Source organism: Cupriavidus sp. GW823-FHT07B10 (assembly GCF_058794355.1).
The window spans coordinates 18,518-43,918 of record NZ_JBXAGS010000013.1; the positions used below are offsets into that span (position 1 = coordinate 18,518).

At 65.7% G+C, this 25,401-nt stretch carries 23 protein-coding genes and 1 pseudogene; 10 read left to right on the forward strand and 14 right to left on the reverse strand.

Translation table 11 applies throughout. The features are described 5' to 3' along the window. Nucleotides 1-31: 31 nt before the first annotated feature. Both AC1Q6V_RS23850 and AC1Q6V_RS23855 read left to right on the forward strand, forming a co-directional pair. On the forward strand, nucleotides 32-373 hold the full coding sequence (locus AC1Q6V_RS23850; protein ID WP_454750539.1) for a hypothetical protein: 342 nt from the start codon (nucleotides 32-34) through the stop codon (nucleotides 371-373). A gap of 313 nt (nucleotides 374-686) precedes the next feature. Continuing rightward, nucleotides 687-881, forward strand: a complete 195-nt coding sequence (locus AC1Q6V_RS23855) for a hypothetical protein (protein ID WP_454750538.1) — start codon at nucleotides 687-689, stop codon at nucleotides 879-881. Nucleotides 882-1,133: 252 nt separating this feature from the next. Here AC1Q6V_RS23855 and AC1Q6V_RS23860 read toward each other — a convergent pair whose 3' ends face one another. After that, nucleotides 1,134-1,577 carry an enoyl-CoA hydratase/isomerase family protein gene (locus AC1Q6V_RS23860; RefSeq protein ID WP_454750537.1) on the reverse strand — a complete coding sequence of 148 codons (444 nt, stop codon included), beginning with the start codon at nucleotides 1,575-1,577 and terminating at the stop codon, nucleotides 1,134-1,136. 29 nt (nucleotides 1,578-1,606) lie between these two features. On the opposite strand from AC1Q6V_RS23860, the gene AC1Q6V_RS23865 reads away from it, so the two are divergent. Both AC1Q6V_RS23865 and ycaC read left to right on the forward strand, forming a co-directional pair. Beyond that, nucleotides 1,607-1,789: a hypothetical protein gene (locus tag AC1Q6V_RS23865; protein WP_454750536.1), complete on the forward strand. Its 183-nt coding sequence runs from the start codon at nucleotides 1,607-1,609 to the stop codon at nucleotides 1,787-1,789. A gap of 481 nt (nucleotides 1,790-2,270) precedes the next feature. Then, nucleotides 2,271-2,897, forward strand: a complete 627-nt coding sequence (gene ycaC / locus AC1Q6V_RS23870) for an isochorismate family cysteine hydrolase YcaC (protein WP_010811785.1) — start codon at nucleotides 2,271-2,273, stop codon at nucleotides 2,895-2,897. Nucleotides 2,898-2,936: 39 nt separating this feature from the next. On the opposite strand, the gene AC1Q6V_RS23875 is transcribed toward ycaC, so the two are convergent. Both AC1Q6V_RS23875 and AC1Q6V_RS23880 read right to left on the reverse strand, forming a co-directional pair. Continuing rightward, nucleotides 2,937-3,071 (reverse strand): hypothetical protein, encoded by a 135-nt coding sequence (locus tag AC1Q6V_RS23875; protein ID WP_255266305.1) that lies wholly within the window; start codon nucleotides 3,069-3,071, stop codon nucleotides 2,937-2,939. 462 nt (nucleotides 3,072-3,533) lie between these two features. Beyond that, complete coding sequence (locus AC1Q6V_RS23880) at nucleotides 3,534-4,460, reverse strand: LysR substrate-binding domain-containing protein (RefSeq protein ID WP_011615232.1); 927 nt, start codon at nucleotides 4,458-4,460, stop codon at nucleotides 3,534-3,536. A 113-nt stretch (nucleotides 4,461-4,573) separates the two neighbouring features. Here AC1Q6V_RS23880 and AC1Q6V_RS23885 point away from each other — a divergent pair, with 113 nt between their 5' ends. Continuing rightward, complete coding sequence (locus tag AC1Q6V_RS23885; protein WP_010811787.1) at nucleotides 4,574-5,593, forward strand: aldo/keto reductase; 1,020 nt, start codon at nucleotides 4,574-4,576, stop codon at nucleotides 5,591-5,593. Between the two features lie 32 nt (nucleotides 5,594-5,625). Continuing rightward, the gene (locus tag AC1Q6V_RS23890) at nucleotides 5,626-6,051 is read left to right on the forward strand and encodes an SRPBCC family protein (RefSeq protein WP_010811788.1); all 426 of its coding nucleotides are present in this window, start codon (nucleotides 5,626-5,628) and stop codon (nucleotides 6,049-6,051) included. 156 nt (nucleotides 6,052-6,207) lie between these two features. Here AC1Q6V_RS23890 and AC1Q6V_RS23895 read toward each other — a convergent pair whose 3' ends face one another. Together AC1Q6V_RS23895 and AC1Q6V_RS23900 are read right to left on the reverse strand one after the other, a co-directional pair. Then, nucleotides 6,208-8,250, reverse strand: coding sequence for a 3-hydroxybutyrate oligomer hydrolase family protein (locus AC1Q6V_RS23895; protein ID WP_454750535.1), 2,043 nt, complete (start codon nucleotides 8,248-8,250; stop codon nucleotides 6,208-6,210). A gap of 190 nt (nucleotides 8,251-8,440) precedes the next feature. Further along, on the reverse strand, nucleotides 8,441-9,505 hold the full coding sequence (locus AC1Q6V_RS23900; RefSeq protein WP_454750534.1) for a LacI family DNA-binding transcriptional regulator: 1,065 nt from the start codon (nucleotides 9,503-9,505) through the stop codon (nucleotides 8,441-8,443). A 164-nt stretch (nucleotides 9,506-9,669) separates the two neighbouring features. On the opposite strand from AC1Q6V_RS23900, the gene hisD reads away from it, so the two are divergent. Beyond that, nucleotides 9,670-10,983 (forward strand): histidinol dehydrogenase, encoded by a 1,314-nt coding sequence (gene hisD / locus AC1Q6V_RS23905; RefSeq protein ID WP_010811791.1) that lies wholly within the window; start codon nucleotides 9,670-9,672, stop codon nucleotides 10,981-10,983. 101 nt (nucleotides 10,984-11,084) lie between these two features. On the opposite strand, the gene AC1Q6V_RS23910 is transcribed toward hisD, so the two are convergent. The 9 genes and pseudogenes from AC1Q6V_RS23910 to AC1Q6V_RS23950 all read right to left on the reverse strand — a co-directional run bounded on the left by AC1Q6V_RS23910 (nucleotide 11,085) and on the right by AC1Q6V_RS23950 (nucleotide 21,840). After that, complete coding sequence (locus AC1Q6V_RS23910) at nucleotides 11,085-12,245, reverse strand: MFS transporter (protein ID WP_011615236.1); 1,161 nt, start codon at nucleotides 12,243-12,245, stop codon at nucleotides 11,085-11,087. A gap of 132 nt (nucleotides 12,246-12,377) precedes the next feature. Beyond that, nucleotides 12,378-12,545: pseudogene (locus AC1Q6V_RS23915) on the reverse strand (oxidoreductase); the annotation flags it as partial. Nucleotides 12,546-12,775: 230 nt separating this feature from the next. Then, nucleotides 12,776-13,237: a hypothetical protein gene (locus AC1Q6V_RS23920; protein ID WP_011615238.1), complete on the reverse strand. Its 462-nt coding sequence runs from the start codon at nucleotides 13,235-13,237 to the stop codon at nucleotides 12,776-12,778. 343 nt (nucleotides 13,238-13,580) lie between these two features. Next, on the reverse strand, nucleotides 13,581-14,942 hold the full coding sequence (locus tag AC1Q6V_RS23925; RefSeq protein ID WP_010811794.1) for an MFS transporter: 1,362 nt from the start codon (nucleotides 14,940-14,942) through the stop codon (nucleotides 13,581-13,583). 118 nt (nucleotides 14,943-15,060) lie between these two features. Beyond that, nucleotides 15,061-15,876, reverse strand: coding sequence for an enoyl-CoA hydratase/isomerase family protein (locus AC1Q6V_RS23930; protein WP_454750533.1), 816 nt, complete (start codon nucleotides 15,874-15,876; stop codon nucleotides 15,061-15,063). A 4-nt stretch (nucleotides 15,877-15,880) separates the two neighbouring features. Then, the gene (locus AC1Q6V_RS23935; RefSeq protein ID WP_010811796.1) at nucleotides 15,881-17,434 is read right to left on the reverse strand and encodes an AMP-binding protein; all 1,554 of its coding nucleotides are present in this window, start codon (nucleotides 17,432-17,434) and stop codon (nucleotides 15,881-15,883) included. Next, nucleotides 17,427-17,999, reverse strand: coding sequence for a (2Fe-2S)-binding protein (locus AC1Q6V_RS23940; RefSeq protein ID WP_010811797.1), 573 nt, complete (start codon nucleotides 17,997-17,999; stop codon nucleotides 17,427-17,429). Before AC1Q6V_RS23940 ends, AC1Q6V_RS23935 begins: the two co-directional genes overlap by 8 nt. Beyond that, nucleotides 17,996-18,811: an FAD binding domain-containing protein gene (locus AC1Q6V_RS23945; protein ID WP_454750532.1), complete on the reverse strand. Its 816-nt coding sequence runs from the start codon at nucleotides 18,809-18,811 to the stop codon at nucleotides 17,996-17,998. Before AC1Q6V_RS23945 ends, AC1Q6V_RS23940 begins: the two co-directional genes overlap by 4 nt. Next, nucleotides 18,808-21,840, reverse strand: a complete 3,033-nt coding sequence (locus tag AC1Q6V_RS23950; RefSeq protein WP_010811799.1) for a xanthine dehydrogenase family protein molybdopterin-binding subunit — start codon at nucleotides 21,838-21,840, stop codon at nucleotides 18,808-18,810. The genes AC1Q6V_RS23945 and AC1Q6V_RS23950 overlap by 4 nt, the downstream gene beginning before the upstream one ends. 263 nt (nucleotides 21,841-22,103) lie before the next feature. On the opposite strand from AC1Q6V_RS23950, the gene AC1Q6V_RS23955 reads away from it, so the two are divergent. The 3 genes from AC1Q6V_RS23955 (at nucleotide 22,104) to AC1Q6V_RS23965 (ending at nucleotide 25,401) form a co-directional block, all read left to right on the forward strand. Continuing rightward, a complete protein-coding gene (locus tag AC1Q6V_RS23955) occupies nucleotides 22,104-23,006 on the forward strand; it encodes a LysR family transcriptional regulator (protein ID WP_010811800.1) in 903 nt (300 codons plus the stop codon). 214 nt (nucleotides 23,007-23,220) lie between these two features. Beyond that, on the forward strand, nucleotides 23,221-24,096 hold the full coding sequence (locus tag AC1Q6V_RS23960) for a glycine betaine ABC transporter substrate-binding protein (RefSeq protein ID WP_081050337.1): 876 nt from the start codon (nucleotides 23,221-23,223) through the stop codon (nucleotides 24,094-24,096). Between the two features lie 498 nt (nucleotides 24,097-24,594). After that, nucleotides 24,595-25,401 carry an enoyl-CoA hydratase/isomerase family protein gene (locus tag AC1Q6V_RS23965; protein ID WP_010811802.1) on the forward strand — a complete coding sequence of 269 codons (807 nt, stop codon included), beginning with the start codon at nucleotides 24,595-24,597 and terminating at the stop codon, nucleotides 25,399-25,401.

Sequence of the window (25,401 nt, forward strand, 5' to 3'; positions counted from 1 at the left end):
CTTGGTCATGCCGGTAATACCTCGTCCCTTCGTGTCCGCTACTGCCATCTCGATGTTCGGCCATCGCTTCACTCCTTATACCGTGAAGCCGCTACCCTTCTCATCGCTGCTCCTGCCTCACCAGATGGTTTCCGCTGACGCTTACGCTTCACCATGCTGGATGGACATAGAGCTGTCGGCGTACGGCGTCGCGCAGGCGAAGCAAATCGGCGATCAGATGCACGCGCTGTCGTTGCGATTCGATCTGGCTCTCACGTCGGTGCTGCGCCGTGCAGGGCATTGGATCAGATCCTCGATCGCAGGTCGCTTGCCGTTTCAGACTGGTGGCGCAGCACATCCTGTTCCAGAAAAGAAAGGGCGTCCCAGTTCCTGAAATCGGCTTGGGCGACTTGGGTCTCGAACTACTGTAGCAATTGGTTTCCGTCATTTCGGACCGCGCCACTGTCGCTCTGGATTCTGGCGGCGAGGCCATGGCCCCGGAAGAACCGGTCTTGGGGTGCACGGTTTGATTCCTGTCCCATCAAGCTCAGTTGCACATGCGAGGGATGCCGCACAGAACGGCGCATCCCACTTCTGCCACGCTCACAAGGAAGTGAGATGGGTCCAATTGTTCAATGGTGCGCCATTGTGTAGCGCCCCTGTCGGTTATGGACCTGAATTCGGTGAAGAGGCGGGAGAAGGCCACTGTGAATGACGATCTGAAGTTCGGCTTGACGGTGCTTGCTGTGCTAGGGGTCGTAATCTTTGCGACCACCCAAGCCATAAGTATGGACATGAGCATTGCCGATCTGGTTGTGCAACTGGTGCAACATGCCATTGATCTGCTGCGCCATCTGTTCACACAGGTGCGCGCGGAGAATCCACCTCTCAACTTGGCTTAGCGGTCATGGGCCTCTTCTCCAGGATATTTGCGCCAAGTCCCAGCAGGTGCATGGCCTTTCAGTAATTGTCGCGCTCAGGATCATTAGGCTGACGCCCGACCACTTCCAGCGGTTGCCACTGCCCGCCTACAATAGCCACTCGGGGAACTTCGCCGCGGGCGATTGGACGCCAAGAACGGGAATACATCGGCTGTCGCTCGACACGGCTTGGCTGACGAGTCGCTCGATTTTCCGGACGGCGACGACCCGGACTCAAACGCGTCGTAACCGCCGTAGCACCCTTTCGACTGCCGACAGGTGCTCCGGCGATGCGTGGGCAATGGCCTGGAATGCGGCCGCCATGTCCATATGCACGCGCAGATCGATATGCCCGGCCATCGCGCAGCAGGCGCTTGACCATGCGGATCGCATTGGCAGGATGTCGGCGATGGCGTGGGCGAGTGCATTTGCATCCCGCATCAGGTTGTCGCCCTCGGCAACTGCGGAAGCCAGGCCGATCCGTAGCGCCTCGCTGGCGTCGATTGGCGCGGCGGTGAAGGTCATCTCCATCGCCTTGGACAGGCCGAGCAATTTCGGCAGGCTCCATGAGCCGCCATCGCCGGAGACGATCCCGAATTGGGCGAACGTTACGCAGAAGGTGGCATGCGGGCTGGCGAAACGGATGTCGCAGTAGGTGGGGATGTCGGCTTGCTGCAAGGCCAGCGGCACCGCTGTACGGTATCGCGATGTCGCAACTGCACGTCTTCGGGCGTGCCTGCGGAAAAGCCTTCGCGCCGGGCCATCTGGCCCAGGTCGCCGCCGGCGCAGTAATGAACATTCCTACCGCGATAGGGAATGAGGTAAAGCGTCAAGGTCTCGACATTGGCGGAAATAGCGATCCGCAACACTTGCTGCGGCGCAGCGCATGACAGGAAACGTTGTAGAGCAATCATTAGTGATGGCGCCATCGCAGAATACGATGGCGGACCTCCGCACTTCGATATATATAGGGAAGGACGGTCGGTCGAGCGTAAGTTTCCAAGATTCCCACCTTGAGTTGCTCGAAGTGAGCATGCATCTTCCCCATGAAGGTTCTCGTGGGGACGACGAGCTACCGGGGGGAGCTGCCAGCAACTATGCGTATTGCTACAAAACCGCTCAACGCATATGCAATCAGTGGTGCTAGCGGACACTTTGCGCCGTGCTTCAGAAGCCCTCGCATTTCGTGGCGATGGCACGCCCGGGACCGGCCAGCCGCGCAGAACGCCCTCCAGAGGTTGACGGAGAGCTATTAGGGACATACAAATTTGCAAGTATTGCCAGCCGTACCCGCAGTGCAGCAGGTATGACCAAGCGTGTTTGGGCCGTGCAAATTCTTGTACCCGGACGCGCATCTACGAGGAGCCCAAGATGAGCAAGACCTACAAGCGTCTGGACAAGAGCCAGGCGGCGGTATTGATGGTGGATCATCAGGCCGGCCTGCTGTCGCTGGTGCGCGACATTGAGCCGGACAAGTTCAAGAACAACGTCCTCGCGCTGGCGGATCTGGCGAAATACTTCAAGCTGCCGACGATCCTGACCACCAGCTTCGAAGACGGCCCTAACGGCCCGCTGGTGCCGGAACTGAAGACGATGTTCCCCGACGCGCCGTTCATTCCACGCCCTGGCCAGATCAATGCCTGGGACAATGAGGACTTCGTGAAGGCTGTCAAGGCAACGGGCAAGAAGCAGTTGTTGATCGCCGGAGTGGTGACCGAAGTCTGCGTGGCGTTTCCCGCGCTATCTGCGATCGAAGAAGGATACGATGTGTTCGTCGTGACCGATGCGTCAGGGACATTCAATGAAGTGACGCGCGAATCGGCATGGCACCGCATGGCCGAAGCCGGTGCACAACTGATGACCTGGTTCGGCGTCGCTTGCGAACTGCATCGCGACTGGCGCAACGACATCGAAGGGCTGGGAACCTTGTTCTCGAATCATATTCCGGATTATCGGAACTTGATTACGGCATATACGACCGCGAAGGGCGGAAGATAACGCAATCCGCCCACGATCAGCCATCAAAGAAGAACACGATCAGGCCACGCGAGCCTTTGACAGGCGACGAGATTCGAGCGACCGTTGGCGTTGGTAGATAACCCGGTCAGCTTCATCGCTGACCACAACCACACTGTTGTTCGAGTGCAGGTCGATTCCACTAAACTTGTTCATGCCGGCCTCCTGTGCGTCACGTCGGTATTCGCAATTCGACTCTACGCCAGCCGTTCGACCCGAACGGAGGGAGGCTGGCTATATGATTATCAGAACCTCTTCTCGCCCCGCTGGAAACGAGAATGGCTGAATCCGTCGGCCGACGGTCTGCGAGGTTCACGACCGCCGCCTCGAGACCATCCCTTCGTCCACAGCGGCAATCTCAATGCTGTGATCAGTCGGATCGGGCGAGGAGCGGTCCGGCGTCGCGAACGCTACCAATACCTTGCCGACACGCCACGGTCGCGGAGTTAGTGGCCGCCAGTCATAGAATTAGCGGTCCTCAACAGCAATGTTGGCGAGGGAAGGAACAGCCAGCGGCTTCATGGCAACGACAGGACCGAAAGCCGACACAATAGCTTTCTGCGCCATTGAACGGCGGTCGTCTGCACCCGCTCACGCCACTCAGGGAGCGACGGTGCGTCAGCCCGCCTGCGCCGTTGCGAGCTCCGGCACCACGCCACTCGTCTGCAGCAACGTCTTGCGGAAGATCTCCACCAGCGGCCGCAGGTTGACCTTGTGCCAGGCCGCCCACAAGGGCGTGCGATAGCTGAACCACGACAGCTCGTGCAGCACCACGCCCGGTGGCGCCTGGTGGCGCAGGCTTTGCTGGATCGTGGTCACGCCGAGTCCCGCGGCCACGAGTCCCAGGGCGGCTAGCGGTTCGGTCGCCTCCATGGTGATCGTCGGCGTGAAGCCGGCTCTGGCGCAAGCCGCGATGAACGTGTCGTGCCGCAGCGCGGTTTCTTGGTGCATCACGCCGATCCATTTTTGCGCAGCCAGGTCATCCGGGCTGAGCTGCTCCGCTTTGGCAAGCGGGTGCCCTTCGGGCAGCGCCAGCAGCATCGGATCATTGAGCACCTGGGCAGCCTCGAGGTCTGGATCGTCAGGTGGCGGCGGCTCGCAGACGAGTGCGATGTCGAGGCTGCGCTGGCGCAGCCCCTCCAGTTGAACGTCCGACTGCTGGTTGTACAGCGCGATATGCACCGCAGGCCGGCTGTCGCGCAGTTCGCGCAAGGCATTCGGCAGCACGCCCGAGTGCATCGCGTATTCCAGGTAGCCGATGCACAGCCCGCCTTCGTCGCCGCGGCCAAGCCGTCGCGCCAGCGATTCGAGCCGGTTGGCATGCGTGAGGAATGCGCGGGTTTCGGCCAGGAACGTGCGGCCGTCGCGTGTGAGCCGGATGCGTTGCTGGGAGCGCTCGAACAACACCAGCCCGAGCTTTTCCTCGAGCTGGGCAATTTGCCGGCTAAGTGGCGATTGGGAGATATGGAGCCGTTCGGCGGCGCGTCCGACGTGCTCGTCTTCGGCCACGGCCACGAAATAGTGAAGTTGGCGGATATCTAGCATGTCCAGTCCTGAATTCAGACCTCTAAGGAATCAAGTCTTTCAAATTCTGTCTTGGACAGACTTAATTGGCAACCCTAGACTGCCTTCACCCCAACTTAATTTGTGGAGCAGTCATGAGCATCAAGGACAAACTGGCCGGTAACGTACTCGGCTTTGGTACCGCCCCGCTGGGCAATATGTTCCGCGACATCCCGGAAGCGGAGGCGCAGGCCACCGTGGACGCGGCCTGGGCGCAAGGCGTGCGCTACTACGACACCGCGCCGTTCTACGGCGCGGGCCTGGCCGAAATCCGGCTGGGCGAAGCGCTGTCCCGGCACCCGCGTGACGAATACGTGCTCAGCACCAAGGTCGGCCGCCTGATCCTGGACGAAGTCGAAGACGCCAGCGCGCGGGCGCTGGGCGAGAAAAGTGGCCTGTTCGCCGCCGGCCGCCCGAACAAGCTGGTCAACGACTACTCGGCGGACGCCACGCTGCGCTCGATCGAGGACAGCCTCAAGCGGATGAAGGCCGACCGCCTCGACATCGTGTGGGTCCACGACATCGCCCAGGACTTCTACGGCGACGAGTGGCTGGCCTATTTCGAGACCGCTCGCAAAGGCGCTTTCAAGGTGCTGACCCGGCTGCGCGAAGAGGGCGTGATCAAGGCCTGGGGCCTGGGCGTGAACCGCGTCGAGCCGATCGAACTGACGCTGGACCTGACTGAAGCGCAGCCGGACGGCTTCCTGCTGGCGGGCCGCTATTCGCTGCTCGACCATGAGCGCGCGCTGCAGCGCCTGATGCCCAAGGCCGCGGAGCGCAAGACCGAGATCGTGGTCGGCGGCCCGTACAGCTCGGGCATCCTGGCCGGCGGCTCGCACTTCGAGTACCAGAAGGCGCCGCCCGAGATCATCAGCAAGGTCGAGCGCATCAAGGCGATCGCGCAACGCCACGGCGTCAGCATCAAGGCCGCCGCGCTGCAGTTCGTGCTGGCCAACCCGGCGGTCGCCGCCGTGATCCCGGGTGCAAGCCGGCCCGAGCGCATCGCCGAGGACACCGCCGCGCTGAAGGCGGTCATTCCCGCCGATTTCTGGCGCGAGCTGCGCGAGCAGCACCTGGTCGCGGCAAATGCGCCGCTGCCTGGCGACAGCAACTGATCCGGGACCACATTCGATTCAAGGAGTCCACCATGGCACAAGCTTCTGCAACGATCACGCTGCCGGTTGCACCGGACCGCGTCTGGCAACTGATTGGAGGCTTCGATTCGCTGCCCGACTGGCTGCCGTATATCCCCAAGAGCGAACTGAGCGAGGGCGGCCGCGTGCGCAGCCTCGTCAATCCGGACGGCGACGCCATCGTCGAACGTCTCGAGGCCTTCGACAACAGCGCGCGCAGCTACACGTACTCGATCCTGCAGGCGCCGTTCCCGGTCACCGGCTACCGCTCCACGCTGCGCGTGGTCGGCATCGACGGGGACCAGGCATCGCGCGTCGAATGGTCCGGCCAGTTCACGCCGGCCGGCGTGAGCGATGACGACGCATCGCGGCTGTTCGAGGGCATTTATCGGGATGGCCTCAAGGCACTGGAGGCAACGCTGGCCGGGGCGGCATCATGAGAGGGCCGATGGCCTTGTCGCTGGCTTTCGCGCTTATGTTCGGCGCGTTTGCACCGGCGCAGGCGGCTGTTGGCGTGCCTGGCGAAGGGCGCCTCCTGTTCCAGTACGGCGAGTAAATCCGTGGGATGGCGCGCCGTCGCGCCACCTGCAGTGCCATTACGACGGTATCTTCATCAAGCCGTTATCGATGGAAATCCGATTCGCATCGATGGCGCGAGGCTGCAGAGGAGGGAGCGACTCTGCCGTGGTCGGTGCGGCTTGCCCGGGCCTGCCGGCGCGGGGAACGGGATGAATCACCTGGCTGTCCGGCAGCGGCTTCCCTTCACGGAGATGCGCCAGCATGGCCTCCAGCGCGCGCACTTGATAAATGGAAACCGGTGCCATGCGCACATCGAAGCCAGGTGAAGAGATACGGCTCTCTCCGTGCATGCCGCCGACGACCTCGATATAACGCAGCCGGCTCGCGCTCGGCTCATTCCGCGATTGGGTCGCGGCGTAAGGGCGACTGGTGAAATTCGGGCCCTCGATTTCGTCGCTTCTGCCATGAACGATGATGGCAGGCTTGCCGCGCAGTCGCGCCGAAGCCGCAATCGCATCGATGCCCCGGCGCACCCGCATGGCGGCGGGGTCTTCGCCGGTGAACAGGCGGCGCAGGCAAAGGGCGGCATCCATATCGTAGTCGTTGCGTCCCGTCGAGCGGGAGATCGATCGACCGTCTTCGCGAGGCCCGCGCGGATCGTCGTCATTGATCAGCGCAACTTGCGATCCATCGGGCGTTCCGCCCCAAAGCCGGGCGAAACGCTGCGCCAGCAATTGCGGGTCCGCCGCCCTGGGTGCGCCGTCACGGTCGACCGACGCAAAGCTGAGCTTGCACAGGTGCTCGTGGACCCGGAACTGGCCGAACTGGCTGGCCTGGCCCAGCACGCCCTGGTTGCCGATAGCAGAGGCTGCCGTGGCGATGTCGGCATCCGGCAGGAAGCCGAAGTCATGCAGCTTGCGTAGCGCCTCTTGCGCCTGGGCTTTCACGGTCTGGCTGCGTAGCAATCCTTTCTCGGCGAGGGACTGGCAGCGATTGCTGGCAAAGGCGAGTCCGGAGGCGAGGGGATCGTCGGCGACTGCCAGTGCCGCACAGGCCTTGTACAGGTTTGCATACGACAGGAAGTCATAGCTGCTGCGAGCGGATCCGGCCCAGCGCCTGCCCCGGTCGTCGATCACGATGTCCGGGTCGGCACGGATATAGATCTGCGGCGCAAGCGAAACGACCCCGTCGAGCAAATGGTGGTGGTCCTGCTCGGCCGCCCGCAGCACTGCCCCGCCGCCGTTCGAATATCCCGATGCAATCACCGTGATGCGCTCACGCGATAGTCGCTGCTGGCCTGGCCACGTGCGCGATTCGAGCTCGGCAAGCGCGAACGCGGCGGCATTCAGGACGGCGCGCCCCCAATCCGCCTCCTGGTTCCACCCGGCACTCGCCCATTTGAAGGCCAGCCGGTTTGGCTTGGCATGGGCGAATTGCCGGGCTTCCGGCGCCCCTGTCAGCACGTCAAGACGCAGGTCGGGAGCTGCCGTGGCGGTGGTCCCATCCTGCGTCGTCGAAGTTCCGCTATCGAGATCCTGGATGCCTGCGCCCGTGCCCTTGTCAGTCCACGCGACGGCACAGCCGCGCCTCAGTCCCCAGTACCCCGCCCGTTGCATGTCGGCCCAGACATTCTGGCTGCCCGGCGTGGCGGTGACCACCAGGCAAGCTGCGTCGGGCCTGAACGTGACCGGAACCTGAAGCAGGATGCTTGTGCTTCGCCCGGATGGACCGGCAGTGAACGCCAGCACTTCATCGCCGGCGAGCTTGCCGTCATCCTCATACAGTTTCCCCGTCGACGGACCGACGTTGGGTCCATACAGCGTGCCGAAGCCATTGGCGGGATTGCCAGGCCTGAGCAATACGGCGCGTCTCAATTCGGCCGCCGAGGGACGCAGCGGATCCTCGTAGGCCGGCCTGGCGGATCCGGAGAGCATGGCGGCGACGCCGTAGCCGCCGGTGATCAGGTCATCGCGTATCCCATCGTAGCGGGTACGCCGGACAATATGCGTGTCCGGTGGCGGCATGGTCTGCGCCATCGATCCCGTTGCCGACAGAGAGGCCAGGCATGCGAGCAGGCCGAATTTGGCGCGCGTGGCGCCACGAAGTATCAATGCGTTCAAGATTCCGTCTCCTGAGCCATGCGGATGGATTGCCGCTGCATCCCCTGAGTAATCGTTGTAGCGGTATGGGACCGGCATAGATTAGGAGGCTGCTCCAGCCGCGAAAAATTCTTTTTTTTGCGACAAGAATAATTTTTTGTTATAGGCGTGGCATGAAGCGCGTTTGCACCGCGCGTTTGCGACGGTACGGCTACCCTCCGCGTGCAGCAGGCCCCGTGGATTCCCGGCGCACAAGCTTGATGGGCAGGATATCGTGGACAGGCGGCGTCAGCGCTCCCGCGCGAATGCGCTCTATCATGCGGCGTGCCGCCGTCCGGGCCATGGCCTCGACGGGTTGCTGGATCGACGTCAGCCCCACCAATGGCGATCCGGCGAGCGGCATGTCGTCGAAGCCAATGATGGACAACTGCCCCGGGACTTCGATGCCTTGCCGCTTTGCGGCCTCCAGCACACCCAGGGCAATCGTGTCATTGCCGGCAACAATGGCCGTGACCCGGTCCGGCCCATCGAGTATTCCCATCGCGCTGGAGTAGCCCGACTCGCTGGTGTAATCCCCCCACACGAGCGCGATACGGTTCGCATCCACGCCCGCATCCGCCAGCCACCTGAGTGCGCCTTGTGCCCGATCGCGGCTGGTCGAGGTGTTCTGCGGCCCCATGAGCAGGCCGATGCGCCGATGGCCAAGCTGGAACAGATGCTCGACGGCGACCGCGCCGGCGTGGATGTTGTCGATCTCGACAATGTCGGTCCTGACCCTGTCCACGGACCGCACGACGAGAACCAGCGGCACGCCTCGGGCCTGCATTTCCGCAACGACGGGCGAATCCAGCGTCGCGGTGGCGAAGATCAGCCCATCCAGGTATCCGTCGATCAAGGGCCGGAACGCCAGGAGATTGCGGGCATCGTTCATCGAATCGATCATCAACGTGATCTGATAGCCGTACTCCTGCAAGGCATCGTGCAGATGCGTCAGGAACAGCGTCATGAAGCGGTTATGCAGCGCCCCGACGACGACGCCAATCAGCTTCGTCGATGTCTTCTTGGCGCGCCGCCCCTCCGTTGGCACGCGGTAGCCCATGTCTGCTGCCACCGCCATCACCGCGTCACGCGTTTGCATGCTGATGGCAGGGTGCCCGGCCAATGCCCGGGACACTGTCGAAACGGATACGCCAAGCCGTTGCGCGACCGCGTCCAGCGTGACCTTGTTCGTCGGCTTGTCGCCTCGCTTGATGTTTTCTGGCTGCATGATTTGCATTCGTTTGCGTGAATGCTAATGCCTGTTGGGCCGGATGCTGGTGCCAGATAGGGAAATTCTTGAGGTTTTGCACCAGCCTTGCATGCAAATCTGCGCGTACATTGCATTTCACTGCGCTTGCCGCATCACAGGGCAAGTTTCCTTTCCCACCTCAGGAACAGCAAATGGCAATCCAGCACCTCAAGCATGGCCGCAGCGCCAACGCGTCGTCGCGGGACGCAGCGAAAGTACGCGACACCGTGACCGCGATTCTCGCGGATGTCGCCGAACGTGGCGACGCAGCGGTCGCGGAACTGTCCGCGAAGTTCGATGACTGGCAGCCGGCAAGCTTCCGTCTGTCCGAAGACGAGATCGCAGCCTGCGTGCGTTCCCTGTCGCCGGGGCAGCTCGATGACATCAGGTTCGCCCAGGCACAGGTGCGCAACTTTGCCCAGGCGCAGCGCGAATCGCTGCGCGATATCGAAGTGGAAACGCTCCCCGGTGTAGTCCTCGGCCACAAGAACATGCCGGTCGACAGCGTGGCCTGCTATGTGCCGGGCGGCAAGTTTCCCCTGGTGGCTTCTGCCCATATGGGTGTCGTGACGGCCAAGGTGGCAGGCGTGTCCCGCATCATCACCGCTTCTCCGCCGGTTCAAGGCAGGCCGAATCCCGCAGTCGTCGCGGCCATGCATCTCGGCGGCGCGGACGAGATCTACACCTTCGGCGGGGTGCAGGCCATCGCTGCCATGGCATTGGGCACGCAAACCATCGATCCGGTATCGATGGTGGTAGGCCCCGGCAACGCGTTTGTCGCGGAAGCGAAGCGCCAGCTCTTCGGGCGGATCGGCATCGATCTGATTGCCGGGCCCTCCGAAACGCTCGTCATTGCCGACGACAGCGTGGATGCCGAACTGTGCGCGACGGACCTGTTGGGCCAGGCCGAGCATGGCTTCAATACGCCGGCCGTGCTGCTGACGAACTCGCTCAAGCTGGCGCAAGAGACCATGGCCGAGGTCGAGAGAATCCTGAACATTCTGCCGACGGCCAACACCGCCGGCGTGTCCTGGCGCGACTATGGCGAGGTCATCGTCGTCGATACGCTGGAAGAGATGGTCAGCGAGGCGGACCGCATTGCATCCGAGCACGTGCAGGTGATGACGCGCGACCCGGACTACTTCCTGAAGCACATGAAGCACTACGGCGCGCTGTTCCTCGGTCCGCGCACGAACGTCGCTTACGGAGACAAGGTCATCGGCACGAACCACACGCTCCCCACCGGAAAGGCGGCCCGCTACACGGGCGGCTTGTGGGTCGGCAAATTCATCAAGACCTGCACCTACCAGAAGGTGCTGACCGATGAAGCCAGCGCCATGATCGGGTCGTATTGCTCGCGGCTGTGCGCCATCGAGGGCATGACCGCGCACGGCGAGCAGGCCAACATCCGCGTACGGCGCTATGGGCACAAGGACGTTCCGTACGGATCGGCGGTTCCCGCCTGAGTCAGGCTTCTCAGTGAGAGGCAAGCGGGCACTCGTCACCGGCGCAGGACGCCTGCTCTCTCACTGGATTGGTGCGAGACGCGTGGGCGCCGACACAGCGCTCACGAAGCGACCAGGGCGCGCCTGTCTGCCCGGCTGAGCCACACCACCAGGAATCCCGCCGCAGCCAGCAGGCCGCCAGCGACTGGCACCGCACTGTAGCCGAGGTCCAGGCTGATGACACCGCCACCGAGCGCTGCGCCCAGGGCATTGCCGAGATTGAACGCGCCGACGTTGATCGACGAGGCGAGTCCCGGTGCTTCCGCCGCGGCTTCCATCACCCGCATCTGCACCGGCGGGACGACCGCGAAGGTCGCGGCTCCCCAGGCCAGTAGTCCAAGGGCCGCGGTGACGTGGTGGGAGAGGGCGAAGGGGAGCACCAGCATGATGATGGCGAGCGCCGAAAGGACGATCTTCGTCGCGCCATCGAGCGACCAGTCCGCGAGCCGTCCCCCCACGTGATTGCCGACCGTGAAACCAATGCCGATCAGCACGAGCGAGACGGTGACGAAGGTGTCGGATGCGCCGGTGAGATCGGCAAGCACCGGCGCGATATAGGTGTAGAGCGTGAACATGGCGCCCGCGCCCAGCACCGTTGTCGCCATCGCCAGCAACACCGGCGGGCGGGTGAGCACGGCCAGTTCCCGGCGCACATTGGGCGGGGTGCCGCGCTCGCCCTGCGGCAACGCCAGCCAAAGCGCGGCAATGGCGACCAGCCCCAGCACCGCGGTGCCGGCGAACGCCAGGCGCCAGCCGACCTGCTGCCCGATCCAGGTTGCCGCCGGCACGCCGCCGATGTTGGCGATGGTCAGTCCCATGAACATCGTTGCCACGGCGCTGGCCTGCTTCTCCTTCGGCACCACGCTCGCGGCCACCACGGCGCCAAGGCCGAAGAAGGCGCCATGGTTGAGGCTGGTGACCAGGCGCGACGCCAGCAGCGTGGCGTATCCCGGCGCCAGCGCCGACAGCAGGTTGCCAACGGTGAAGATGGCCATCAGCGCCATCAGTGCGGCGCGCTTGCCAAAGCGGCTGAACAGCAGGGTCATCACCGGCGCGCCGACCATCACCCCAACCGCGTACGCGGTAATCAGCATCCCCGCGGTGGGGATGCTGACGTCGACGCCTTCGGCGATCACAGGGAGCAACCCCATCGGGGCGAATTCGGTGGTGCCGATGCCGAAGGCGCCGATGGCGAGCGCTAGCAGTGCGGTATTGGATTTCATCGTGGCAGATCCTGGCAGGTGCCTTACGCCGCGGCCTTGCCGTCGTAGGCGGGATAGTCGGTGTAGCCTTCGGCGCCGCCGCCATAGTGGAGCGCGCGATCGGACATGGCCAGGGGCCAGTCATTCTCGAGGCGTGCCCTCGGTCACGATCAGGCCGGCGTCAGCGCGTTGGCTGTAGTAGAGCGCGTTGAGGTCGTTGGGAACCCCGTCCGGATTGCGGGAACGGGTCAGCGGCGCCATGGCGATCCGGTTAGCGAGCTGGCGCTCGCCCATGGTAACGGGCTTGAACAGTAGACTCATTTTGGGACCTTGATCAGGGAGGGTGCGGCCACCGGGGGTACGTGGCCGCGGGCTCGGGAAGTTCGTCGATGGACCGCAGTTTGCGCGGTTTATATTTGTTGATTAAGCCGTGTATGGGTCAAATACTTTTGATTTCATATCAAATGTCAGGACCCGTCGTGCCGGGAGGGCAGGGCAGCAGCGGAGGCCGCCGCGCAGACCAGGCACGGGTGACCGCGATGACCCGGCGCTTATGCCGAAAAGTGCTCACCGGACCCATTGGCGCCGCGAGCGCCTTCTGAATAGGGATCGCGCGGACTGTTGCCGCGTGCGCCATCCAGGTACGGGTCTGCCTGGCGCGCAGGACTGGCCGAGACACCGGTGCGGTCGAGTCCGGCAACCACTTGCAGGTCGGGATGCGAATCGGCTGCGTTGGCGCCGTCGTAGAACGGGTTGCGACGGTCATTGCCGCGCGCACCGTCCAGGTAGGGGTCGACCTTGCGGGTGGCAATGTAGCCATCCCGATTGGTGATCCTGGCACCATCGGTGTAGCCATCCCGGTTGCTGATGCGGGCGCCGTCGGTGTAGGCGTCACGAGGCGTGCTCACGCGGAATGCGCTGCCGGCGGTTTCCGGCTGAGCGGCTGCGTGGGCCACGCCGGCGGTCAGGGCGGCGGCCAATGTGATAGCCGTGAGGATGGTCTTTGCTTGCATGATGCTCTCCTGTTTAGTCCGATCGGCCGGGGCAACCTTTGGGTTTGGTCGCAGGGCCAGTCTGTCATCGAGATGGCAGCCTTTAAGTGATGCTATCTACTGGTAGATAGATCGACGGATCAAAAAAAAGACTGCCGGGTTTCATGTTAAGAATCCCGGCATTGCCCGGGGGTGACTGGAGTCTAGGTAGGAGCGGTATGTCTGTCCAAGACGGAATGCGTCGAACTTAAGACCTTCCAGGTCTTGCGGGTGCTCCCCTCTCCCGCTCGCGGGAGAGGGGCCGGGGGGAGGGCCGGCGCCTCAGCGAAGTCCGGGCCGCCACCCCGCAGCTCAGCAGTGCCCCCTACTTTTCTACAAGACGGCCCAGCGTCTCCGGCACGATCGTAGCGCCCACCAGATAGACCAGCGTGACGGCCGCGAGGAAAACACCAAGGATCACCGGCAGGTCGGCGGGCGTGCCGGCGGCGAGCGAGGCCAGCGTCGGCATCATCCCGCCGATGGCGAAGCCGATGTTCCACGACAAGCCCGTGCCGGAGGCGCGGATGCTGGTGGGAAACCGCTCGTTCAGGAAGATGAGGATCGGCGCGAAGCCGGCGCACCCGAGCATGCTGAGCGCCACCGCGTAGACGCCGCGCAAGGTGGCGGTTGGCGCGGCCGGCATCCACTGGTAGAGCAGGGGCATCAGCACCAGGCTGAGGGCGCCGATCAGCAGGAAGGCGCGCTTGCGCCCGACCAGCGTGCTGAAATGCCCCGCTGCCACCGATGCGACGATCACACCGAGGCTGCTCAGCATCAGGATGGCCGAGGACTCGCCGGGGGATGCCTTGACCACGACCTTCAGAAAAGTGGGAAGGTAGCCGGAAGTCAGGTAGTAGGCGCTGCCCGCGCCCACGGTCAGCAGGATGTTGACCAGCAGGATGCCACGATACTCGCGCGAGAACAGCGTGCGCAGCGGATGCGCTTGCGGCTTGGCGTGGCCGCTGGCGGCCTTTGCCGCCTGCAGCTGCTTCCACAGCGGCGACTCCTCCAGCGAGTTGAAGATGACCAGCCCCAGCACCGAGCTGACGATGCCGGCAAAGAACATGCAGCGCCATCCCCAGACCTCGAAGGCGTCGCCGGGAAACAGCGCCGTCATTGCCATGTAAGTGATCGACGCCAGCAGCGCGCCGATGCCCGCGCCGCCGCCGCCCACCAGGCCGGAAACCGCGCCGCGCCACGACGGCGGCACCGATTCCGTGCCTATGGTATGCGTCGAAGCGACCACGCCGCCGACGAACACGCCCTGCACCAGCCGCAGCAGGATGAACAGCGCCGGCGCGAAGAGGCCGACCTGGGCGACCGTCGGCAGCAGCCCGAACGCCGCAGTCGACAGGCCGACGCCGGTGACGGCCACCACCATGGCACCCTTGCGCCCGTGCCGGTCCGCGTACGCGCCGAAGATGGCCGAGCCGAGCGGGCGCATCAGCAGCGTCACCGCGAATGACGCGTACACGGCCGCCAGCGACAGCATCGCGTGCTCGGACGGAAAGAACAGCTTGCCGATCACCGGCGCCACGAACAGCAGGATAAACAGGTCGAACAGGTCGAGCGCCCATCCCATGCACGAAGCCGTCACCGCGCCCAGCACCTGCCGGTTGTTCGCGGCCACGGGCGCCGCGCTCTGCGCGCCGCTGGTCGGCACCTTGTCATTTGCCAGCACTTCCATCGTTGTCTCCATATATTTTTGAATGAACGGCTCCCCGCGATGCCCGCCAGGGGCATCGTCGATAGGTCCGTATGCGTCCGTATCTCCGGCGCGGCAGGCGGGTCAGCCCCGCCCGCGCTCAGCTGCCGCGGAAATCGGGATTGCGCTTCGCGTGGAACGCTTCCACGCCTTCGCGGAAGTCGTCCGAGCTGCGCAGGCGGCTGTAGCAGTGCCCTTCGAGTTCGATGGCGGTCGACAGCGGTGCGTCCTCGGTGTCGTTGAGCAGCTTCTTGGCGGTGCGCTGGGCCAGCGGGGAGAAGGCACGCAGTTCGTCGACCAGCGCATCGGTGGCGGCTTCCAGCTCGGCGTCAGCGACGCAATCCACGGCGATGCCCCACTCGTACGCCTGGCGCCCCGGGATGCGGCGCGAGCGCATGACGATGTCCTTGGTGCGGCCCACGCCCACCATCTTCTGCAAGCGCGCCGAGCCGCCGGATCCCGGAATCTGGCCGAGCTTCTGCTCGGGCAGCGCGTATTCCGTGGTGGCGGTGGCGATGCGGAAGTCGCATGCCAGCGACAGTTCGAAGCCCACGCCGAAGCAGTAGCCCTGGTTGGCCGCGATCACCGGCTTGCTGCAGCGCGCCGGCGCCGCCACGTTCCACGCGAGCTTCGACACATGCTCCGGCGACGCTTCCAGGAAGCCGCGGATGTCGCCGCCGCTGGAGAAATGCTTGCCCTGCGCGCGCAGCACGATGACGCGCACGCGGTCATCGGCGTCCAGCGCCTCGAACACGGCACGCAACTGGTCGCGGGCCGCCATCGAGATCACGTTGTAAGGCGGGCGGTGCAGGATGATGTCCGCGCGCTCGCGGGCCGGGTCGATCTCCACGGAAAAACCGTCGAGGTCCTGCAGGCGCTGCTGGTCGGGATGGGTCAGTGCGAAGGCCTGGGTCATGTCGTTACTCCTTGATGGGGTCGCTGTGGGGAAGAGAGGAAAGTGCGCTGTATTCGCCCGCCGACAGCTTGCGGCGCAGGATCTTGCCGACCGGCGATTTCGGGATGTCGGCGACAAACACGTAGTCGCGCGGGCGTTTGAAGTTGACGAGGTCGGAGCCGCGGCAGTAGTCGTCGAGCGCGCCCGCGTCGACACAGCCGCGCGGCTTGACGAAGGCCACCACCTTCTGGCCCCAGCGGGCGTCGGGCACGCCGGCCACCGCCACCTCGTCCACGGCGGGGTGCAGGGACAGCACCGATTCGATATCGGCGGGCGAGATGTTTTCGCCGCCGCTGATGATCATGTCGTCGACCCGCCCGGTGACGAACAGGTCGCCGTCAGCGTCGAGGTAGCCGATGTCGCCGGTGAAGTACCAGCCGTCGCGCAGGGACTTGGCATTGGCGTCGTCGCGGTTCCAGTAGCCCTCGAAGGCCTCGTCGCCGCGCAGGTCGGCGATGATCTGGCCTTCCTCGCCGGGCGCGGCCAGTTCGTCCGGCGAGGCCGCGTCAAGCCGCGCCACGCGCAGCCGCGTGTTGAGGCCGGCGCGGCCCGCACTGCCGGGTTTGCGTGCCGCGTGCTGGTCGACGCTGAAGGTGTAGACCTCGGACGAGCCGTAGTGGTTGACGAACAACTCCGGTCGGAACGCGTGCTCGAGCCGGGTCAGCAGGCCATCGTTCATGGCGGCGCCGGCGAAGCCGAGCTTGGTGACGGTGCACACATCGTTGCTGTCGAAACCGGGCTCGGCCAGCAGGTCATGGTAGAGCGTGGGCACGAGATAGAGGCAGCTGACGCGATGGCCGGCGATGGCCTGCAGCGCCTGCGACGCGCTCCAGCGCCGCACGCAGACGAATAGGCCGTCCACCAGCGCCATGGCCAGCAGGGACCGCACGCCCATGGTGTGGTACAGCGGCATTACGCCCAGCGTCCGTTCGCCGCGCCGGTACAGGTTCTGCGCAACATGCGCCAGCGCGGCTGCGCGTTCCTGCCGGTGGCGGCGTGGAACACCTTTTGGCTTGCCGGTGGTGCCGGAGGTGTACAGCATGAGCGAGATGTCGCCGGCTTCAGCCTGCGTGCTGTCCCGGCGGGGCGTGGCACGGAGCAGGGTGTCGAACGACAGCGAGCCGCCCGGCGCGCCGTCCAGCGCGATGCAGGGGATTTCCTGCGCGGCGGGGCTGTCCAGCACTGCGTCGGCGCTGACCGGCTCGAACACCAGCGCCTTCACGCCGGCGTCGCGCACGCAGTAGTCCAGTTCGTCCGGCTTGGCGCGCCAGTTCAGCGGGACGATGACCAGGCCGGCGAACTGGCAGGCCCAGTGCAGGGTCGCCATCTCCCAGCGGTTCTGCAGGATGGCGAGCACGCGGTCGCCCGGCTGCAGGCCCAGGTCGAGCAAGCCGGCGGCCACGCCGCGAATGCGCGCAAGCCATTGCTCGTAGGTCAGCAGCAGGTCGCCGTCGACGATGGCGGGGGCGTGGGGGCTGCGCTCCACGCTTTGCAGGAAGGTGCGGCCGAGATCAAGCATCGCAGTGCTCCTCGGCAAGGGGTGCCGCAATCCGGCGCAAGCGCGCGCGGCTGGCGGCCACGTCGAGGACGGCGGCGACGATCGGCGTGTAGCCCGTGCAGCGGCACAGGTGGCCGGACAGCATGTCGCGCACCTGCGCCTCGGTCGGCTCGGGCACCCGCTCCAGGTAGTCCGCGCACGACATCAGGATGCCGGCCGTGCAGAAGCCGCACTGCAGCGCATGGTGGCGGCGGAAGGCTTCCTGCAGGTCGCCCAGGCCTTCGCGCGGGGCCAGTCCTTCGACGGTATCGATGGCGCGGCCATCGGCCTGCACCGCCAGCATCAGGCAGGAACGCGCGGCGACGCCGTCCACCCGCACCGTGCATGCGCCGCAGACACCGTGCTCGCAGCCGACGTGGGTGCCGGTGGCGCCGAGCTCATGGCGCAGGAAGTCGGACAGCAGCTCGCGCGGCGCGCATAGGCCGCTGCGTTCGGTGCCGTTCAGGGTCAGGGTGATGCGCTGGCGCTCATCGCGCCGCATCACCGGGGGCGCACCCAAAGGTGCGCCGTGGGGGGTCTTGCTCATCTTGCCTCCTCGATTACGCGCATGCCCAGTTGCCGCACCAGGTGGCGGCGGTACTGCGCGCTGACATGGGCGTCGTCCTGCGCGCCCAGCTTCCAGCTGAAATCGTTGATTGCCTCGGCCAGCGCCTTGCCCTGCAGGCGTGGCCAGGTCTCGAGCACCGGCCGGTCAGCCACGCCGCCCACGGCCAGCGCAATGGCGTCGTCCGTGACGCTGGCGGCGCACGCCGCCAGCGCGAAGTCGCCATGCCGGGCCGAGAACTCCGCAAAGCCGTAGCGCGCGCCGGGGCGCCGAAGCGGGAAGCGCACCGCTTCCACCAGCTCGTCGGGCTCGCGCGCCGTCATCAGCATGCCGCGGAAGAACTCGGCGGCCGGCAGCACGCGGCGCCGGCGCAGCGAGCGCAGCACCACCTCGCCGCCGAGCGCGGTGAGCACCAGCGGCAGCTCGGCGCTCGGATCGGCGTGGGCGATGGAGCCGCACACGGTGCCGCGGTTGCGGATCTGGAAATGCGAGATATGAGGGAAGGCGAGCGCGAGCAGCGGCACCTCGCTGGCCAATGACGGGCGCCATTCCACGCTGCCTTGCGTGGCGGCAGCGCCCACCACCAGATGGCCGTCTTCCACGCGCACGGTATCCAGGTCAGGGGTGCGCGAGATGTCGACCAGCAGTTGCGGCTGCGCGAGGCGCATGTTCAGCACGGCCATCAGCGACTGGCCGCCGGCCAGCACGCGGGCACCCTCGCCGGCATGGGCCAGCGCTTCCAGCGCATGCTGCGCGGATTCGGCGCGCAGGTAGTCGAATGCGGCGGGTTTCATCGACGGACTCCCAGGAGCGCCAGCAGGCGCGCGATCCAGCCCGGCTTGCGCGCGGGCTTGCCCCCGGCCTGGCGGCCGAGCGATTCGAACAGCTGGCGCAGCACCACCTTGGCCGCGCCTTCGAGCATGCGGCCGCCGACCGCGGCGACCTTGCCGGACACCTCGGCCTCGTAGTCATAGGTGAGACGGGTGCCGGCACCGTGCGGGGCCAGTTCGACCAGGCCCGCGCCGCGCGCGCTGCCGAGCGACGACAGGCCCGCGCCCGCGAGCCGCAACCGATGCGGCGGCTCCAGGTCGGACAGCGCGATCTCGGCTTCGTAGCGGGCCTTGATCATGCCCACGCCCACGGTCACGTCGGCGCGATAGCGGTTGTCGCCGATGGGCACGAGCGCGTGGCAGCCCGGCACGACCTTGGCCAGCGCCTGCGGGTCGAGCAGGACGGCGAAGACGGCCTCGGGCGTGGCGTCCAGGTCGACGGTGCCGCGCGCGCTCAGGGCCTTGCCGCCCTTGCCGCCGCTCTTGTTGTTTGCCGAGGCCTCTCTTGCTGCCTCGGCCAGTTCCGGACGCGATGGCGGCGGGTCGTCGAAGCCGATCATCGCCATCACCCTGGCGGGCGTGAGCGGCAGGCGGATGTCGCGCACGCCGAGCGCATCGGCCACCGCGTTGGCGACGCATGGCGGCGTGCTCATGTTGTTGCCCTCGCCGAGGCCCTTGGCACCGAGCGGCGTGAACGGGCTCGGCGTCTCCAGGTGGACGATGAGCGGGTCGGGCACCTCGCACGTGGTCGGCATCAGGTAGTCCGCCAGCGTGCCGGACTGGAAGCTGCCGTCCGGGCCGTAGCGGAACTCCTCCATCAGCGCCGCGCCCAGCCCCTGCGCGAAGGCGCCGCGGATCTGGCCGTCGGCCAGCGCCGGGTTGAGCAGCTTGCCGGCGTCGTGCGCGGTTACGTACCGGTCGATGCGCACGCGTCCGGTGGCACGGTCGATCTCGACGCCGCACAGGTCGAAGGCAAAGCCGTAGCAGGCGGAGGTGTTGACGCGGTCCTGCTCGTCCGGAGCGTCGAGGTTGGGGGGCGACCAGAACACGGTTTCGCGCAGGCCGGGCTCCTCACCGGCCGGCAGCAGCTGCGGCGACCAATGCGGCGCGTTACTGGCCGCGCGCGCAAAGGGCAGGGCGGTATCGGGCGCGCCCCGGCGCACGATGCGGCCATCCGCGAAGACCAGTTCGGCCGGGTCGCAGCCCAGGTGCGAGGCCACGATGCGCGCCAGCTTGTCGCGCACGCGCGTGGCGGCCAGGTGCACGGTGCCGGCCACGGCGCCGGCGAAGCGGCTGGAATAGTTGCCGGCGGCCACGGACCACGCATCCTTGTGCGTGTCGAACTCGACGTTGACCACGACGTCGCCCGGATCGATGCCGAGCACGTCGGCCACGACCTGCGCCGACACGGTCATGTGGCCCTGTCCCGCCGGCGTGGACGCGATGGTCACCACCACGCCGCCGAGCAGGTCCACGCTGACCGTGGCGCTGGCGATGGCGCCGTTCTTCGGGCCCGCCTTGCGGCGTGCCTCGGCCGGCGTCGCGGTGGTGATATAGCCCATGTTCGACACCGAGGGCTCGACGATGGCCGCGAAGCCGATGCCGTACAGCCTGCCCTCGGCGCGCGCGGCGTCGCGGCGGCGAGTGAGTTCACCGTAGTCGCCCGCTTCCAGCGCGCGCGACAGCGCCAGCTGGTAGTTGCCGGAGTCGAGCAGCGCGCCCGCCGCCGCGCGATAGGGAAAGGCATCGGCGGGCACGAAGTTGCGGCGGTAGACGTCGAGCGGATCCAGGCCCAGCTCCACCGCGATCCGCTGCACCAGCCGCTCCAGCGCGAAGTACACCTGCGGCCCGCCGAAACCGCGCACGAGGCCGGTCGGTGTCTTGTTGGTCAGCACCACGCGGTTGCGCACCAACAGGTTCGGGATCGAGTAGGCACCGGTCAGCAGGCCATGCATGCGGTAGAAGGTGGCGGGCTCCGGCGCACGCAGGTAGCCGCCGCAATCCTCGAGCTGGTCGTACGAGAGCGCGACGATGCGGCCGTCCGCCTCGACCGCGGCTTCCAGGGTGGAAAGCCGCGCGGTGGCAGACGTGGCGGCGCTCAGGTGCTCGAGCCGGTCTTCCACCCATTTCACCGGCGCGCCCGCCTTGCGCGAGGCAAGGCACATCAGCACCACGTAGGGGAACACCGCCTGCTTGACGCCGAAGCTGCCGCCCGAGTCGCGCGGCGCGACATGGCGCAGGCGGTTGGCCGGGACCTGCAGCGCCATCGCCATCACGGCATGCAGCGAGAACGGCCCCATGAAGTTGGAAGTGACCTGGTAGCCCTCGTTGCCTGGCAAGTGCTCGGCAACCACCACGCCACACTCGATCGGCGTGCATGTGTTGCGCGGGTAATGGGCGGTCAGCGCCACGCGGTGCGGCGCGGCGGCAAAGGCGGCCTCGGGGTCGCCGTAGCGGAAATGGCGGTCGCTGGCCACGTTGCTGCCGAGACCGGGATGCAGCACGCTCGCGTCGTCGGCGATGGCGGCCTCGATCGACACCACCGGCGGCAACACGCGGTACTCCACCCGCATGAGATCGAGCGCATCCTCCGCCAGTGCGCGGCTCTCGGCCACCACCACGGCCACCGGCTCGCCCACGTAGCGCACGCGCTCCATGGCCAGTGCCCACTGTTCCATCGGCGCCTTCACGCCCACCACGAAGGGCTTCGACCAGGAAGGCAGGTCGGCCCCCGTCAGCACGGCACGCACGCCCGGCGCCTGCAACGCGGCGGCGCAGTCGATGGCGCCGAGTTCGGCATGCGCGTGCGGCGAGCGCAGGATGGCGGCGTGCAGGGTGCCGGGCCTGACGCCGAGGTCGTCGGCGTAGCGGCCGCGGCCGGTCAGGATGGCGGCGTCCTCGACGCGCGGCATCGGGCGGCCGACATGTGGCGCCGGCCGGGTCTGCTGTGTCTCCACCGTGCTGGTCGTTTCGCCAGCATCGAATCTTTTCATTCGCGACTCCGTTCCGTGCGACGGAACCGCGCCGGAAGGCGATGGGGCCGTGCAACGTCAAACGGAGATTAGTGACATCTCGATATAAGATCTAATATTGATTTCTGATTAAGTTCATCATTGTTGATGATGGATAAGGGTCTTCCCGGAGACAAGCGGATGCGCAGTAAGCTGGTTAAATGCCCAAGTTTTCGCCATCGCGAGCCGCCCTTGCTTCATCACTAAAATTGATGCCGGAACGACAATGCCATTGATACCAACCCATGGACCTTAAGCAAATCCAGTACTTCATCGCGCTGTTCGAGGACGGCTCCGTCACGCGCGCGGCCAAGCGCCTGAATATCGTGCAGCCGGCGCTCAGCATGCAGATCGCGCGGCTGGAAGAGGAGTTCGGACAGAAGCTGTTCGACCGCATCCCGCACGGCATGGTGCCGACTGCTGCGGGTCGCATGATGTACCGCCTGTTCCTGCCCATCGTGCGCGACATCGCCGGCGCGCGGCAGCAGATGATGCAGCGCGAGGAGCAGATGGCCGGCCGCATCACGCTTGGCATGGTGGCCTCCGAGACGGAGAGCGTGCTGGTGGGATCCCTGGCCCGCTTCAATGCGCGCTATCCGAACGTAGAGGTATCCGTGGCGGACGGCTTCAGTGCCGCGCTGATCGATCTCGTTTCCGCCGGCCAGCTTGACGCGGCCGTGGTGCATCGCCAGCGCGGCCGGCCGGCGCTGCATGTGCAACCGCTGCACGACGAGGAAATGGTGCTGGTGACCAGCGTCGAACACGGCCCCGAACTGCCGGAATCGGTAGAGATGGCGAAGCTGCCAGGACTGGAACTGGTGCTGCCGACCAAGCGGCATGGCCTGCGCGTGGTGCTGGACACGGCGACGCAGGCGCAGGACGTCACCCTTGCGCCGAAGTTCGAGATCGACATCCTCGGCACCATCGTCCAGTTCGTGCAAGCGACGCGCTTTGCCACTGTGCTGCCGCGCATCGTGGTGCTGCGCGCCGTGGAAGAGGGACGGCTGCGGATGCATACCATCATTGCGCCGCGCATCGTGCGGCATCTGGTTTGCGTGAGCCATCCGCAACGGCCGCTGAGCACGGCGGCCGAGGCGTTGATCGCGATCGTTGCGGAGGAAATTAGGCGGGTTTCCGGGGTGGCTTAACGAGGTGGCTTAACGGTGGGGGTGATCGCCTGGGCACTGACGCAGGGGCCGGTGCGGTTGTCGCAACCGTTATCGGTCAATCCAGTCTTTTCATTACCGGGATCGGCCTGGCTCTCTTACTGTTCAGGCTGCGGTCCAGCGACACGCCGCGAGTGCCGCGCGTGCAAGAGGCCAACCCGCTCGGCCTCCAACGGCTTGTGAAAGGAAGAATCGAATGCTCAAACGCCTCTGGAAATCTCTTGGTGTCGCACTGGCCCTTTGTTGCGGCTTTGGCCCGGTCCATGCGCAGTCCGCCGCGCCCATCACGATGGGCCAGATCAACCTGACCTTCTACGTGGCGACCGGCGCCGTGATACAGGCCGTGCTCGAGGACCTTGGCCATGGCGTCAAGGTGACGGAAGGCAATCATCCGGCCATATACGATCGCCTTGGCAAGGGGGAGGTCGATATGCTTGTCGCCTCCTGGCTGCCGCATGCGCATGGCAAGCTGCAGGCACCACTTGCCAGCCAGCTGGTTGAGGCGGCCACGCTTTACGAGGGGGCCCGCCTGTATTGGGCAGTACCGGCCCATGTGCCGGCATCGGTGGTGCGTTCGGTGGATGACCTGAAGAAGCCCGATGTCATCGCCCGCATGGACAAGGAAATCGTCGGCGTGGGCCCGGGATCGGGCCTGATGGTCGGATCCGCAGAAATCATGCAGCGCTACGGCCTCGAATCCGCCGGCTACCAGTTGAAGCTGGGCAAGCCCGACGAATGGGCGAAGCGGCTGGCAAACGCTTCCGCGTCCGGCAAATGGATGGTGATGCCGTTGTGGCAGCCGCAGTACCTCAACGCGCTGTACCCGGTGCGCGTGCTCGACGAGCCCGCGGGATTCTTTGGCACGGACCGCGCGGTGGTGGTGGTGCGTAAGGCCGTCTGGGAATCGTGGCCCGCGCGCACGCGTACCGTGGTGTCGCGGATCCAGCTGGGGATTCCAGTCGTGACGGACCTTGAACGGCAGATCGTCGTCGACCGGAAGCCGCCGGCGGCTGTCGCGCGCGACTGGATGAAGGCAAATCCGGAAATCGTGCGCGCATGGTTTGCCTCGTGAACGTGCGGCTTGTGCCCGGCTTTCTTTCGTTTCGCAGGGGATGGACGGCGCGCTAGCGCAATGCGCCCTGGCTATTTCCCTGTTCACTACCCTTACTAAATGCGCCAGGATCCCTGAATGCATGTCGCTGCCAGGCGCAGCGACATGTAGTTCGGTGGCATCCTGATTTGGCAGATCCCTCGCGCATTCCTGCCCCAGGCCGTCGGGGCCGCCATACCACTCAACCCACTCAGGGGCCGTTCCATCGGCCTCTCTTTGCGCTCCAGCCGTGACTGGATCGAGCAGACCTCCCTCCGGCTCGACGCAACCTTCCGCTTGCCACCGCTGCGCCGACCAAGCCAGCCTGGCCCGACAACAGCCCGATTTGCCTCTCTGAACCATTAGCGGCCTGGCCGGGTTAACGCTGATGGAAGGCCCATATTTGTGTACATAGAATCCATAAAAACACACGAAGTATAAAAACGAACACGCAGTTCAATTTCAACGGAGCACACAGCCATGGGTGAAATCCGGGCGGAAACGCGCAATGCGATCCGCATCCTGACTATCTGCAATGAACGCATCCGCAACGCGTTCGACGAGGCCATGTCAGTAGCGTTGCTCGCCGCATTCGACGAGGCAGAGGCGGATCCGCGCATTCGCGTCGTGGTCGTCACTGGCGCCGGCGACCTTGCATTTTCGAGCGGGCACGACCTGAAGGAACTTGCTTCAGGTGCGCATGCCCGCAGCACTGTCGGCGAGGCGCCGTTCGTGCGGCCGTTGACCATGAAGAAGCCGGTGCTCGCGGCGATCAATGGCCACTGCTGGGCGGCGGGTTTCATGCTCGCGCTGTCTTGCGACCTGCGCATCGCCAGCAATAACGCGGTGTTCGGCTCGCCGGGCGCACGCCTCGGCATCCTGCCCGAGGGCGGCCAGCTGTACCGGTTGCCGCAGTTGATTGCGCCGACGCGAGCGCTCGAAATGATGCTGACCGCGACCCCGATGAGCGCCTATGACGCCGCGAGCTGCGACCTGGTGTCACGGCTGGTGCCAAATGGCGGGGCGCTTGCCGAAGCCATCGCGCTCGCCGAAGTGATCGCATCGCGCTCGCCGGCGGTCGTGCAGGCGGTGAAGTCGGGGTTCAACCTCGGCCTGCGCGAGGGCAGCGTGCGCGCCGAGCGCTACGAGGCCGAGACCGCCCACATCCTGCATCAAGGCGACGACGCCCGCGAAGGGATTGCCGCGTTCCTCGAGAAGCGGGCGCCGCGCTTCGCGGACCAGCCTGCCTTGGCCAACCCGTTGTCCGCCGAACATCCTGGAGCCTGA

Excerpts from the sequence above, each read along its gene's own strand:
- AC1Q6V_RS23940 (WP_010811797.1), bottom strand. The coding sequence starts at position 17,999 with ATGAGCAAGACCCCCCACGGCGCACCTTTGGGTGCGCCCCCGGTGATG.
- AC1Q6V_RS23885 (WP_010811787.1), top strand. The coding sequence starts at position 4,574 with ATGAGCATCAAGGACAAACTGGCCGGTAACGTACTCGGCTTTGGTACC.
- AC1Q6V_RS23910 (WP_011615236.1), bottom strand. The coding sequence starts at position 12,245 with ATGAAATCCAATACCGCACTGCTAGCGCTCGCCATCGGCGCCTTCGGC.
- AC1Q6V_RS23865 (WP_454750536.1), top strand. The coding sequence starts at position 1,607 with ATGTCGCAACTGCACGTCTTCGGGCGTGCCTGCGGAAAAGCCTTCGCG.
- AC1Q6V_RS23875 (WP_255266305.1), bottom strand. The coding sequence starts at position 3,071 with ATGAACAAGTTTAGTGGAATCGACCTGCACTCGAACAACAGTGTGGTT.
- AC1Q6V_RS23955 (WP_010811800.1), top strand. The coding sequence starts at position 22,104 with ATGGACCTTAAGCAAATCCAGTACTTCATCGCGCTGTTCGAGGACGGC.
- AC1Q6V_RS23945 (WP_454750532.1), bottom strand. The coding sequence starts at position 18,811 with ATGAAACCCGCCGCATTCGACTACCTGCGCGCCGAATCCGCGCAGCAT.
- AC1Q6V_RS23920 (WP_011615238.1), bottom strand. The coding sequence starts at position 13,237 with ATGCAAGCAAAGACCATCCTCACGGCTATCACATTGGCCGCCGCCCTG.
- AC1Q6V_RS23880 (WP_011615232.1), bottom strand. The coding sequence starts at position 4,460 with ATGCTAGATATCCGCCAACTTCACTATTTCGTGGCCGTGGCCGAAGAC.
- hisD (WP_010811791.1), top strand. The coding sequence starts at position 9,670 with ATGGCAATCCAGCACCTCAAGCATGGCCGCAGCGCCAACGCGTCGTCG.
- AC1Q6V_RS23960 (WP_081050337.1), top strand. The coding sequence starts at position 23,221 with ATGCTCAAACGCCTCTGGAAATCTCTTGGTGTCGCACTGGCCCTTTGT.
- AC1Q6V_RS23965 (WP_010811802.1), top strand. The coding sequence starts at position 24,595 with ATGGGTGAAATCCGGGCGGAAACGCGCAATGCGATCCGCATCCTGACT.
- AC1Q6V_RS23950 (WP_010811799.1), bottom strand. The coding sequence starts at position 21,840 with ATGAAAAGATTCGATGCTGGCGAAACGACCAGCACGGTGGAGACACAG.
- AC1Q6V_RS23890 (WP_010811788.1), top strand. The coding sequence starts at position 5,626 with ATGGCACAAGCTTCTGCAACGATCACGCTGCCGGTTGCACCGGACCGC.
- AC1Q6V_RS23930 (WP_454750533.1), bottom strand. The coding sequence starts at position 15,876 with ATGACCCAGGCCTTCGCACTGACCCATCCCGACCAGCAGCGCCTGCAG.
- AC1Q6V_RS23925 (WP_010811794.1), bottom strand. The coding sequence starts at position 14,942 with ATGGAAGTGCTGGCAAATGACAAGGTGCCGACCAGCGGCGCGCAGAGC.
- AC1Q6V_RS23935 (WP_010811796.1), bottom strand. The coding sequence starts at position 17,434 with ATGCTTGATCTCGGCCGCACCTTCCTGCAAAGCGTGGAGCGCAGCCCC.
- ycaC (WP_010811785.1), top strand. The coding sequence starts at position 2,271 with ATGAGCAAGACCTACAAGCGTCTGGACAAGAGCCAGGCGGCGGTATTG.
- AC1Q6V_RS23900 (WP_454750534.1), bottom strand. The coding sequence starts at position 9,505 with ATGCAAATCATGCAGCCAGAAAACATCAAGCGAGGCGACAAGCCGACG.